We start from the raw sequence: 12,566 nt of genomic DNA, 5'->3' as shown, positions 1-12,566 counted from the left end.
GGCATTCGGGTGCCTGTTGGCGGTGGATGGAACGTCATGTCCCAGCACCCCTTTTCCGACAGGCATTCCGGTATGTTACGGTCACGCCTCTCAGTGAAGGGACAACACGTTGGGGGCGGTTCGGTTCCACCAAACCGCTATTATCGGCGGCCGAGGCACGGGGGTTTGCCGTCTGGACAAATCCAGCGTCGCGTGGCACCGCTGCGATATGGCTGACAATATGCATCACTTCATTCCCCTGCCCGACGCAACAGTCGAACTGCGCCGCGCTTTTGGCCGGTTTGGCACAGGTGTGACGATCATCACGGCTCAGACCGCCGATGGCCCCTTGGGGATGACCGCGAATTCATTCTCCTCAGTTTCGCTTGACCCACCGTTGGTGCAATGGTCCCCCGCGCTCAGCTCCAAACGCCATGACGCGTTTGCACAGGCTGCGCAGTTCGCCGTGCATATCTTGGACGCAGGCCAACGCGCTCTTGCGGATGCTTTTGCTGTGTCCGGCGATGCCTTTGGCGCATTCGACTGGTCAACAGGCCCCAACGGTGCCCCCACGCTGTCAGGCTGTCTTGCAAGCTTTCACTGCGACACCTACGCCGTCCACCCGGCGGGCGACCATTCGATCATCCTTGGCCAAGTCACCCACGCTGCGTATGAAACCGACGAAGACGCTTCTGGCTTGATGTACGATCAGGGCCGCTACGGCCGCTTCACGCCGCGCGTCGGGTAGCAGGATAAGCTCTTCCAGATGGATCAAATCCCGGGGGTGCCTCGGCCACGCCGAGGCGGGGGCTGGCCCCCTTCGGCGTTATCCCTGTCTTTGCAGCCTCGCGGATCAGTTCAATAATCTTTTTCAAAGAAAATACCGATCCCGGTATTCCCGTCGGACCCCACCGTTCCCTTGGCCGTCAAGTTTTTGGTTAGATCGAGGTTAATAGACACATCGGCCGTCCCATCCGAGGCTGCGGTGACATCCGTATAGACATTTTCCGAGATGTATTTCCCTGCGCGCACAGCCGTGGCCCCGCTGTCAGTGGTGGTCACATCAAGATCATCCAGCCCGAAGCCTGTGCGCAAGTTAGCAACGATCCCTGCGCCTCCACGTCCGGCCAGTGTCGCAACGGCACTGGCCAATTGCAGAGCTTGAAACGCCGAAATCTCCGAAATGTTGCGCCCAAACAGCAACTGCGCCAGCACCTCATCTTGGGGTGAATCAGGGGTCGATTCAAACGACACCTTGGGCGATGTGGCTTTTCCCTCGATGATAATGCGGACCTCTCCTGTGTTGGTCGAGGTCGATGTGGCAAACCGAAGATAGGGAACCAAATCGCCTTGAAAGCGCACGGACCCCTCGTCCAGCTCGAACCGCTTGCCAAGAATATCAAGACGCCCACGGATCAGATCAAACCGACCGGCCGAGATGATTTGGTTGGTCGATCCCGTCAACAACAGGCTGCCCCCCAATTCAGCATCCAGCCCGCGGCCCCGCACAAAGATACGGCGCGGCGCGTTAATTTGGATATTCAGGCCGAATCCAGGCCCACTGTCGCCGCTGGCCGCCGGATCCGTTCCAGCATCTGCACCGGTCAGCCCGGCCTTGCGACGGGTAGCGATGACATCGGCAGGTGCACCAATAAAGTCGATCTGCGGAATATCCCCGATGCTCGTCATACCGGTCGACGGCACGCTCACTTCGGTCTCGCCCACGTCAATTCGGCCGCTGATACTTGCCCCGCCCGCGAGGGGACCTGACAGTCGAAGATTGCCATCTAGCGACGTTCGGTAGAGCGACGGGTCGATCAGCACGAGACTATTCAGACCGATTTGGATGTCAGCTGGCAGCGAGCCCGTCAGGGTCACCGCCCCTCCGACCTTGACCTGCCCACCATCGGCACCGCGAGCGGTCAGATCGATTTGCGCACGGTTATTGGCCAAACGAACATCCGCAGCAATATTTTGCAATGACACCCGAAGGTTGGGTGCCGATAGTGACGCGTCAGAGGTTTGCAATGTCCCCGTGACAGACGCAAGCGCAGGAGGACCGCTTACCGTCAGGTCAAACCGGGCTTGGCCCTGCAAGATGCGTGGTGCGATAAAGGGGGCCGACAGCCCAAGTGGCACGTTCCCGTTCACATCAAGGTTCAGGTTTCCGTCATTCCCAACGAGCCCGGCAATTGTGGCGCGGGTGCCAGCGGGACCGGCGGCATTGGTATTTACCCGCCAGCCTGCGTTTTCCTGTTCGGCGGTGCCTGTCACATTCAGCGGACCGGAGAGTTTCGGCACCACTGCCCCAAGATTGGGGATCGTGACATCGTAGGTCAACGCAGGCGCATCCCCCGTGACCACCCCCCGCACCGAAGCACGTGCTGCATAGGGACCAGTCGCGTTGGTGTTCACGACGATGCCGGCCGGCGTTTGCCGTACCGTTCCCTTCGCCGCAAGCGGGCCGGACACGCCCGGCACCAAGGGCTGCACATTTGGCACCGACACGTCAAAGGTCAGTGACATCTCGGGGCCTGTAGCCAATCCTTCAACCATGGCGCGCGCACCATATGGGCCGGTCGCGCTGGTATCGACAAAAAACCCCTTTTCCGTCTGGCGCACGGTCCCGGTCGCAGCAAGTGGCCCGTTCACTTGCGGTACCACCGCTTGAAGATTCGGGACCGATGCGTCGAAAGAGATATCAACCATAGGTGTTAACATACCTTGAACGGCGACCTTCGCCGCGTAAGGACCGCTGGCTTTGGCATTGATCTGGAAGCCTTCGTCTAATTGCTTGAGCGTCCCCGATGCCTCGACCGCGCCTGTCACCTGAGGGGTAAACGCCTCTACCCGCGGGATTGACGCGGTGAAGTCTAGATCAAGCGGCGTCAGTAACCCCTCGACCGTGGCGGTAACATCCTCGGGCGCAGTCGCTTTGGTGTCCACTTGCCACCCGTCCGGCGATTGGCGCAGCACACCGGCCAAGGAAACCGGACCTTCCACGGGGGCTTCGGGTACAAAATCGCGCAGCTCGGGTACATCAGCTGTGAAATTGAGCAAAGCATTTTCGCCTGTCGCGAGCCCTTTTGCTGTTAGTTGCGCTCCGTAAGGGCCGTCTGTCACTGCATCGACTGTCCAGCCGCGGCTGTCTTGGTCGGCCTCGGCCTTGATCGTGATCGGGCCGGAATATTGCGGCAGCACAACCGCGATATCATTCAGCTTTGCCTCAATGCGTGCCTGCGAATTATCGCTTCGCAATTCAACACCCCCGCTGGCGGTCAGCGCGTCGTTCTCAAGCATCAGATCGCGGACAAATGTACCCGTCTCATCCCGCGACGCGCCAAGGCTGAGCGTTGTATCCCCAACAAGCAAGGCATCGGCCTGTTCGATGCCGACCTTCAAATCCTGTGTCAGACCAGAGATATTCAGATCAAACGTCCCATCCAGAGGCGTGATCTGGCCGACGATGTCGACATTCGCCGCACCATCCATCTCGCGTCCGGCAAGAGCGGAAAATCGACTAATGTCAGTGGCTTCCAGCCGTGCGTTCAACTGGGTCAAAAAGCTTTCGCCTGGGCCGCTGATCGTTACGTCCCCCGTCAGACCGTAGTTTGTGCCCGACAGATCAAGATCGGAAATCTGAACCGGTGTGCCTTCGGTGTAGGCGATTGTCGTGCGTCCGCTCAAGGACTTGCCGACAGCTTCGGAGACGGCACCATTGGTCAGCGACAGCCCCTGCGCCGAAAACCCGAGGTCGCCCATGAATTCGCCGACCGATCCCGCATCGCCTTGCAGGGTGCCATCCAATGTCACTTGGGTCGATTCTGCAGCGAGCGCTTCGGTGGCAAGCTCGCTGACGTCGAACATAGCATTGATCGCGTCGCCATCTTGCACGTCATAGTTCACGTCCAGCGCAACACGGCGCACATAAGTATTGCCGCCTGCAACAGGCAGCAGAACAAGGCTCCCGTCGGCGCTGGCGACGGTCCCGGTTATGTCGATCAGGCTGGGCCAATTGTCACTGTTCAGCGTGATCTTGCCTTGCAGCTCGGCTGACTGCGCCTTGAGAGCGAAGTCGCTGACATCGACGCCACCCTCGGCGCGAACCAGCGCGTCGAGGGTCAACGCCACATCGGCGCCAAAGAATTCGCGGTATTGCGACAGGATCAACGCGGTCACGTCGCCCCTCAGATCAGCCCGAATGCGGCGGTCCGGCGTGGTGTTATCCCCTTGTGCCGCCACGATAACCTGACCGTCCAGACGCTGTTCGCCATCGGTAGAAAGGTCAATATCCGTTTCAAAGTCCGACAATGGCCCCCGACCCGCGATAACAAGATCAACCGAGGGTTCATCCGGCAGCTTCAGCGTGCGCGAGATAATGCCCTTGGCTTCCTCAGAGAGGGTCACGGCCATTTCCAGCAAGCTATCGCTACGATTAAGGTCCGCGATAATCTTGAACTCACCCTTCTTGCCATCAGTCCGTGCAGCAAGAATATCGACATTCGCGGTATCATCGTTCAACAGCGCGGTCGCCTGCACAGTCAGCTGTGCCGGCTCGCCCAAAATCGGCGCGCCCAGGTTGATCTCGTCGACTGAAAAATCCGCCACGTCGATGGCGACGGGCAGATCAGGGATTGCAGGAAAGCTAAAGGGCTTGGCTTCCGGATCGGGAAGCGCTTCTTCCTCCGAGACAGGCAGCCGCGGCACGTTCAACCGCTTTGCCGTCAGTGCCTGCACCTCTAGCCGCCCGCGCAGCAAGGCAGAGCGATTCCAGTCCAGTTCGACCTCTTCCAGTGTCAGCCAGACCCCTTGTTCATCAGCGATCGTCATCCGGTCAAAACGCGCACGCGAACTCAGCGCACCGGCAAAACCGTCGATGCTGACCGTCCGGCCTGCCCCGCTCAGGGCATCTTGGATGGTGCGAGTCAGGAACCCTTTGTCATTCTCCTGTGCCGTGGCGACAGTGCTGACAAAGATCAGGGCGGAAACTAAAAAGTGGCGCATGAAGTGGATCAAAACGATTGTCCAATACCGATATAAACTTGAAAATTCTCATCTGTCTCGGGACCTGAAACGGGTACCGCGAGGTCGACGCGGATCGGACCGATGCCTGTCGCATAGCGCAGGCCAAGACCCGCCCCAGACTGCCATGTCCCTGACCCGTCATAGAACTCTTCCGCGCCGATATAGCCCGCATCGGCAAATGCAACGACGCCGATTTTGTCGCGGACCTGCCAGCGTGCCTCTGCGGATAGGCCCGCAAAGCTGCGCCCGCCCACGGTGTCACCACTGGCCAAATCCACGCCGAGCGATTGATAAGGTTGCCCCCGCACTGTGCCCCCGCCGCCCGAATAGAACAGGTAGTCTGCCGGCGATTCCGACAGCGTCGGGCCGTAGACCGACCCCAACTGACCGCGCAGCGCGAAGGTGACCGGCCGAGTGGTGCCAAAGGTTTTATAGCCGCGCACATCGATATAGCTGCGCACGCCGTTATCCGACCCGGCCAGCGCAACAAATGGCGTCACGCTGGCTTTGGCATAATATCCGTCTTTGGCATCCAGCCGGTTATCGCGATAATCATGCTCCGCGCTTAGCGGCAGGGTCAGCAACGTATATTCGTTCTCGCCAAAGGCATCACGGGTTTGCGCGGTGCGTAGGCCGACACCTAGGCTGTAGGTCCGTTCCTCGCTGGCGATGCGTTCGACGCCGGCCTCGAGGTCGAGTTGACGCGAGAAATAATTCACCTCGTCCAGTTGTTCGATTTCAGCCAGCGCGTAGAAATTTGTGTCGGCGTTAAATGTCGCGGGGCGTTCAAAACGCGTACCGAGGCGATAATCGGTACCGCCTGAATCGCCACCGATACCGGATACCTCCCCCTCGACGCGCAGCCTTTCGGCCCCGCCAAGCAAGTTGCGATGCAGCCAATAGGAGCTAACGCTTAGACCATCGAGCAATGAAAGTTCGGCGCCGAAACCAAAGCGACGCTTGGGTGCGTCAGTCACCTGCACGGTGATCGGCAGCACGTCTGGCGCTGTAATCTGATCGGCCTCGATCATGGCGACTGAGCTGAAAGCACCCGTGCGCCGCAGCCGCGTTGCCGCGAGATCAAGCTGCTCTTGCGAATACACCTCTCCCGTTGGTAAGCCTGCGATCTTTTTGATCCGGCGCAGGGTCACGTCGCTTTGGCCCTTTACGGCCAGCTCACCAAACCGAAGCCGTGGGCCCGGGCGCAGTCGAAGCGTTGCGGCCAAAGTCGCGTCAGGAACACGGGCTGTCAGCTGTTGCTCTGCCAGCTCGGCCTTGGCATGACCTTGATCGCGCCACCCCTCTATGCCAGCGGCAACGGCTTCCTTCATCACGCCCAGACTTGCAGTTTCTCCCGCTGCAAACTGTTCCGGCAGTTCAGTTTCCGGTGCCACAGGAGCGATCTCTGCCTTTGAAAAGCTGAACTTTCGCCCCGTCTCGATATCGATCACAGCACGGTTGATCTGTTTCGGCGGTGTCACCGGCGCAATGGCAGAAGCATCTACACCGTCGAGGGTAATCTTGATGACAGCTGCGAAATACCCTTTGTCGTAAAGCACAGCCAGCAACCGAGCGTAATCAGCCTGAGCGGCAGCCAGCAGTTCTTGGGTGGTCGGATCAGCGTCTTCGGCAGTTTCCTCGCGCAGCAGTGATCCGCCTGAGACCGTCTCGTAGAGGTCGGAGGCCGCGTCGATGCCCGTGATATCAAGCGTCGCGGCGAAGCCGGCCGTGTATCCTCCCCAGACCAAAGCCGCCGCAGCCGTAGAGGCGCGCAGGAACGTCTTAAAATTGTCTGAATGAAAATGCGCCATGCGGTGCTCCCTGTACTCATGGTACGACGTGTCGTTGGGTGAGACTTAGAGCGCGCGACCGCAACGTCAGAAAACGAGTTTATTATTAGCTTATGCATAGCGGAAATCGCCTGCTTTCGGCAAACAGTCTGTTGGGCAAAATCAGGATTGTGAACCGCAAAACGCGTCGAAGTGCGTCATTTCACGCATGACAGCGGAACTTTGCCGTGATGGCGTGGGCTTGATACGCAAAACGCCCGCCAAGCTGAAACTTGGCGGGCGTTTTTCTAGGGTCGCACGCGGCGGCCCGTGGCCTGCGATCAGGCCGATTTCGCGAGGTTGCGCAGTACGTAATGCAGAACGCCACCATGTTCGATGTATTCGATCTCGATCGCGGTATCGATGCGGCACTTGATCATGATCTCTTTGACCGAACCGTCTGCTATGGTGATCGTGCACGGCACTTCTTGCAGTGGCTTGATGGTGTCGAGACCGCTGATTGATACGGTTTCTTCGCCCGTCAGACCCAAGCTTTTGCGCGTGTCACCGTTGGTGAATTCGAACGGGATGACACCCATGCCAACAAGGTTAGACCGGTGAATACGTTCAAAGTTCTCTGCGATAACAGCTTTGACGCCCAGCAGAGCCGTACCCTTGGCCGCCCAATCACGTGACGAACCTGCACCGTATTGCTCGCCACCGAAGATCACCAGCGGCGTGCCGTTTTCCTGATGCGCCATCGCTGCATCAAAGATCGACGTCTGTTCGCCATCGGGGCCTTTGGTATAACCACCTTCGACGCCATCCAGCATCTCGTTCTTGATCCGGATGTTGGCAAAAGTGCCGCGCATCATGACTTCGTGGTTACCGCGACGGCTACCGTACGAGTTGAATTCACGTACAGGCACCTGACGTTCAACCAGATACTGACCCGCAGGTGTGGTTTCCTTGAAGGAACCAGCAGGCGAGATGTGGTCGGTTGTGATCATGTCACCCAGAACGGCCAGAACTTTGGCGTTTTCGATGTTTGTGATCACGCCTGGCTCTGGCGACATGCCCTGAAAGTAAGGCGGGTTCTGAACGTAGGTCGATTGCGGTGGCCAGTCGTAGGTCTTGGCGTCGGTGGTTTCGACGGACTGCCACTTTTCGTCGCCCTTGAAGACGTCGGCATATTTTTCCTGGAAGGCTTCGCGGGTCACGGTCTGCTCGACCAGATCAGCGACTTCCTTGGACGTTGGCCAGATGTCTTTCAGGTAGACGTCATTGCCGTCCTTGTCCTGCCCCAACGGGCTGTTGGCCAGATCGACGTTCATGTCACCGACCAGCGCGTAGGCCACAACCAGGGGAGGCGACGCCAGATAGTTGGCACGTACGTCAGGCGAAATCCGGCCTTCGAAGTTCCGGTTACCCGACAAGACCGACGTCCCGATCAGATCGTAATCGTTGATCGCCTTGCTGATCGGAGCCTCAAGCGGTCCGGAGTTCCCGATACAGGTGGTGCAACCATAGCCGACAAGGTTAAAACCGATCGCATCCAGATCCTCTTGGAGGTTTGCGGCCTCAAGGTAGGCGGACACCACTTGGCTACCGGGGGCGAGCGAAGTTTTAACCCAAGGCTTGCGGGTCAGACCCAAGGCGCGTGCCTTACGTGCAACCAGACCGGCACCGATCATCACATAAGGGTTGGAGGTGTTGGTGCAGGATGTAATCGACGCAATGACGATCGAGCCATCATGCAGTTGATAGTTGCCATCTTCGGTCTGGACGTAGCCACGTTTGTGGTTGCCTTCGTCCCCGGGAATGTCGCGGGGTTCAGGCTGGCCGCCCTCACCTTCCCAACGGATTTCCGAATTGGCAGAGGTGTCTTTACCCTCGCGCACGCCTTTGACGTATTCTGCAAATGCAGTGTGTGCTGAGGTGAGTGCGATGTAGTCTTGTGGACGCTTGGGCCCCGAGATCGCAGGTACGATGGTGCCCATATCCAGCGACAGCGTGTCAGTGTAGATAGGCGCATAGTTTTCGTCACGCCACATGCCGTTCTCTTTGGCATATGCCTCGACCAGCGCGATGCGGTCTTCGTCGCGGCCGGTTGTCCGCATGTAGCGCAGGGTTTCGGCATCGATCGGGAAGAAGCCACAGGTCGCGCCGTATTCGGGGGCCATGTTGGCGATCGTGGCACGGTCGGCCAGTGGCAGCGTATCAAGGCCAGCGCCGTAGAACTCGACGAATTTGCTCACTACGCCTTTTTCGCGCAGCATTTCGACGACTTTCAACACCAGATCGGTCCCGGTGGTGCCTTCCATCATGGCACCGGTCAGCTCAAAGCCGATAACTTCCGGAATCAGCATCGAAATCGGCTGACCCAGCATCGCGGCTTCGGCTTCGATACCGCCAACGCCCCAGCCAAGAACGGCCATACCGTTAACCATGGTGGTGTGGCTGTCGGTCCCGACGAGCGTGTCAGGATATGCGACTTCGACGCCGTCTTGGTCCGTGTCGGTCCAGACTGTTTGCGACAGATATTCTAGGTTCACCTGGTGGCAGATGCCGGTGCCGGGGGGAACGACGCGGAAGTTGTTAAACGCCTTCTGACCCCATTTCAGGAAGGTATAGCGTTCGATGTTGCGTTCATATTCGCGGTCGACGTTCATCTGGAACGCGCGTGGGTTGCCAAATTCGTCGATCATAACCGAGTGGTCAATAACCAGATCAACAGGGTTTAGCGGGTTGATCTTGTCGGCGTCGCCGCCCAAGGCCACCAGCCCGTCACGCATCGCAGCAAGGTCAACAACCGCGGGTACGCCGGTGAAATCTTGCATCAGCACGCGGGCGGGACGATACGCGATCTCGCGAGGGTTCTGGCCGCCCTTGGCACCCCATTCGGCGAATGCTTTGATGTCGTCGACGGTGACGGTTTTACCATCCTCGAAACGCAGCATGTTCTCAAGCACCACCTTTAGCGCGGCTGGCAAGTTCGAGAAATCACCCAGACCGGCTTCCTGCGCTGCAGGAATCGAATAATAAGCGATGGATTGGCTGCCCGCAGAAAGTGTTTTGCGGGTTTTGGCGGTGTCCTGGCCAACGATAATGGTCATGGATGGCTCCCTTTATGGGTTAAAAAAGGTCGGTGACTTGGGGTCTAAATGCCTTATTGCGCAGGTCGTTTCAACTGCAAACACGCGTTTCGGCCGCTTTTGTATACCGTTGTGTACTGGAGCATGGCATTTTTCACATCTGACCATAACGTTTCAGCGCCTCAACAAAGGTTGAGTGGTAATTGCAATACGCCCAGTCTACGAATTGAGCATCCAAACCGAAAGTACCCTGCGATGTCCCGCCTGCTCACGTCCCTCATTGTCACCAGCTTGCTGTCCGTCGCACCTGCTTTTGCACAAGACCGTCCTGTTGTGGTCGAACTCTTTACGTCGCAGGGATGCTCTTCCTGCCCGCCCGCGGACGAGATGTTTGCGGCGTTATCCGAACGGGAGGACGTGATCGCTCTGGCGTTTCATGTGGACTATTGGGATTACATTGGCTGGAAAGATCCCTTCGGTGCGCCTGCCCACGCTGAACGTCAACGCGCCTATGCGATGACAGGGGGACGCACATCTATCTATACGCCCGAGATGATTGTGAATGGCAAGACAGATGTTGTCGGAGCCAAGCCGGTTGAGCTGATGGAAGCCATCAATAAGCATAAGTCCGATGCCGCCCAAGTTGACCTGAGGATAGCACGTGACGGCGACACGCTGGAAATCAAAGCACAGACGCTGTCCGGCGCGGCGGGTCCATTTGACGTGTTTTTGCTGCGGTATCACCCCATCGCAGCGACGCAAATCAAACGCGGCGAAAATGCAGGCCATACGTTCGAGAACCGCAATATTGTCGCCGATTGGCAGGCCCTTGATCAATGGAACGGGCAGGCACCGCTGTCCCTCACGGCAACCGTCACCGGAGACATGCCGAGTGTTGTTCTGGTCCAGCGCAGCAATGCCGGAGCGATCGTCGCTGCAGCGCGCATCAGGTAATAGGCGCGAGACGCCGTTAGAATATCGACAAATTGGATCTACTTATCCCGATTGCGCCAGCGCCGATGTACCCAAAACCATTGCTCCGGATCCGCCTCTACACGCGCTGTGAGGCTGTCGTTCAAGGCTTGCGTCATCGTAGCCGCGTCGCTGTGCGGGACTGGAGCCTCAAGAACCGTCTCGAACGACACGCCATCCGGTTGGCGAATGCCGTAAAACGGGACCAGCAAAGCATCATAGCGTAGCGCAAGCTCGGCGGCAGAAAGCGCAGTATTTGCGGGAACACCCAGAAAATCCAGCATCGGCGCACCAAATACATGCTGATCGAACAACAGCACCAATTGCCCCCCTTCCTTTAGGTGACGCACAAAACCTGCGGTACCGCGGCGCCCTTGAGGAAAAACCGGCCCGCCGAATGCTTCCATCGTCTGGACGTAGTGCGCGTTGAAGTAGGGGTTTTTCATATTTCGATAGAGGCCGCCAACGTCATACCCCCGCGCCACAAGACACGCGCGCGTCGCCTCGTAGTTACCGTAGTGTCCGGTCACGAGAATGACGGGCTTGCCGCTTTTAGCGGCCGCTTCTAGCGCAATGACGCCTGGCCCAATCGGTGTGTTTTTCGCCATGCGTTTAGGAAAGTCATGCGCAGAGTAGTTTTCTATGAAGCTGCGCCCGACATTATTCAGACATTTTGAAGCAATCTCTTGACGTCTCTCTTTGGGCATTTGCGGCCAGATCATGGCTAGGTTTTCTAGCGCGCGCGCCCTATATCCCGCCACCGGCCCGATAACCCGCTGAACAACCCAACCAACGAAAGCCAACCGCGCCTCATAGGGCAGCAACAATGCTAAACGGATAACACCGACTATAAACGCATTGGTTACGTAGTGAGCAATGCGTCGTTGAAGCGGAACATATGAAGCGTATTTAGGACTGGCCATGCGCGTCTGCCTGCAAGGAAAAGCGCCCCAAAGGGGCGGGGCCTGCCGTTCATACCGTGCAGGGCACCGCGCAACAAGCGAGTTTCACCCGGCAGGCAATGCAAAGCTGGGTGGAAAGCGATTTCAATAGCTGAATGTCTGACCGGTAGAGATAGCTGTGCGCAAGGAGGCTTCGGCCCACGTCCCTGCCCCGCCATGCGCACGAATAGCACGCAGCTCAGTCAGCGCGGCGGGGATATTCCCTTGCTCAACCAGCGCCTGCCCAAGATAGGACCGTGCAAGAATGTTCGCAGGATTGGCTTCAATAGCGCGTGCGTAAAATGTCATGCTACCCGATAGATCGCCCATCTTGCGGGTGGTGAAACCCATATAGGTAAGACGCCGGTCGTCATATTCTGGCATAGCGGCAAGCACGACTTGCGCGTCCTCATAGGCCCCGGCATAGGCCAGTACACGTACAGCTTGATATCGGTCGTCCGGCGTCAGGCGACTGTCTTTTGCATCGACGCACGTTTTGGATTTCTTTTCATACACCTGCCCATCTTCACATTTCACGACAGGCTTTGGCGGAGACGTATTACCGGAGCCCGCCGCAAAGGCTGCAATCGGCAACACCAATGACAGGATGGACGCAAACATAACACGCATACTCAAACGCTCCTGAACTAATCACACCGCAGATGGTAGCCGATCTGGACCACAGGTAAAGTATTAGCTTCAAGCGTAGCGTCACGATAGCGAGAGCGATAGGGCTAAAGTGTGCACCCTTTTAATCAAAAAAATCTGCATCGCATTAGCGATGC

The 12,566-nt window shown here is 58.0% G+C and carries 7 protein-coding genes; 2 read left to right on the top strand and 5 right to left on the bottom strand.

Annotated elements, in window-relative coordinates; translation table 11 throughout:
* The first annotated feature begins 208 nt into the window (after positions 1–208).
* Positions 209–727 carry a flavin reductase family protein gene (locus tag BLQ98_RS06225; RefSeq protein ID WP_093732534.1) on the top strand — a complete coding sequence of 173 codons (519 nt, stop codon included), beginning with the start codon at positions 209–211 and terminating at the stop codon, positions 725–727.
* 110 nt (positions 728–837) lie between these two features.
* On the opposite strand, the gene BLQ98_RS06220 is transcribed toward BLQ98_RS06225, so the two are convergent.
* The 3 genes from BLQ98_RS06220 to acnA form a co-directional block, all read right to left on the bottom strand.
* Complete coding sequence (locus BLQ98_RS06220) at positions 838–4,983, bottom strand: translocation/assembly module TamB domain-containing protein (RefSeq protein WP_093732533.1); 4,146 nt, start codon at positions 4,981–4,983, stop codon at positions 838–840.
* 8 nt (positions 4,984–4,991) lie between these two features.
* Positions 4,992–6,815, bottom strand: coding sequence for an autotransporter assembly complex protein TamA (locus BLQ98_RS06215; protein ID WP_093732470.1), 1,824 nt, complete (start codon positions 6,813–6,815; stop codon positions 4,992–4,994).
* Positions 6,816–7,114: 299 nt separating this feature from the next.
* A complete protein-coding gene (gene acnA / locus BLQ98_RS06210; RefSeq protein ID WP_093732469.1) occupies positions 7,115–9,889 on the bottom strand; it encodes an aconitate hydratase AcnA in 2,775 nt (924 codons plus the stop codon).
* A gap of 234 nt (positions 9,890–10,123) precedes the next feature.
* On the opposite strand from acnA, the gene BLQ98_RS06205 reads away from it, so the two are divergent.
* Complete coding sequence (locus BLQ98_RS06205; RefSeq protein WP_093732468.1) at positions 10,124–10,822, top strand: DUF1223 domain-containing protein; 699 nt, start codon at positions 10,124–10,126, stop codon at positions 10,820–10,822.
* Between the two features lie 38 nt (positions 10,823–10,860).
* Here BLQ98_RS06205 and BLQ98_RS06200 read toward each other — a convergent pair whose 3' ends face one another.
* The gene (locus BLQ98_RS06200; protein WP_093732467.1) at positions 10,861–11,763 is read right to left on the bottom strand and encodes a lysophospholipid acyltransferase family protein; all 903 of its coding nucleotides are present in this window, start codon (positions 11,761–11,763) and stop codon (positions 10,861–10,863) included.
* Between the two features lie 123 nt (positions 11,764–11,886).
* Complete coding sequence (locus BLQ98_RS06195; protein WP_093732466.1) at positions 11,887–12,411, bottom strand: tetratricopeptide repeat protein; 525 nt, start codon at positions 12,409–12,411, stop codon at positions 11,887–11,889.
* Positions 12,412–12,566 lie beyond the last annotated feature (155 nt).

It is taken from the genome of Sulfitobacter litoralis, assembly GCF_900103185.1.
GTDB classification, from domain to species: domain Bacteria; phylum Pseudomonadota; class Alphaproteobacteria; order Rhodobacterales; family Rhodobacteraceae; genus Sulfitobacter; species Sulfitobacter litoralis.
Note: the sequence above shows the minus strand (reverse complement) of the source record. Positions and strands in the feature narration are given on the sequence as shown.

Excerpts from the sequence above, each read along its gene's own strand:
- BLQ98_RS06225 (WP_093732534.1), top strand. The coding sequence starts at position 209 with ATGGCTGACAATATGCATCACTTCATTCCCCTGCCCGACGCAACAGTC.
- BLQ98_RS06220 (WP_093732533.1), bottom strand. The coding sequence starts at position 4,983 with ATGCGCCACTTTTTAGTTTCCGCCCTGATCTTTGTCAGCACTGTCGCC.
- BLQ98_RS06215 (WP_093732470.1), bottom strand. The coding sequence starts at position 6,815 with ATGGCGCATTTTCATTCAGACAATTTTAAGACGTTCCTGCGCGCCTCT.
- acnA (WP_093732469.1), bottom strand. The coding sequence starts at position 9,889 with ATGACCATTATCGTTGGCCAGGACACCGCCAAAACCCGCAAAACACTT.
- BLQ98_RS06205 (WP_093732468.1), top strand. The coding sequence starts at position 10,124 with ATGTCCCGCCTGCTCACGTCCCTCATTGTCACCAGCTTGCTGTCCGTC.
- BLQ98_RS06200 (WP_093732467.1), bottom strand. The coding sequence starts at position 11,763 with ATGGCCAGTCCTAAATACGCTTCATATGTTCCGCTTCAACGACGCATT.
- BLQ98_RS06195 (WP_093732466.1), bottom strand. The coding sequence starts at position 12,411 with ATGCGTGTTATGTTTGCGTCCATCCTGTCATTGGTGTTGCCGATTGCA.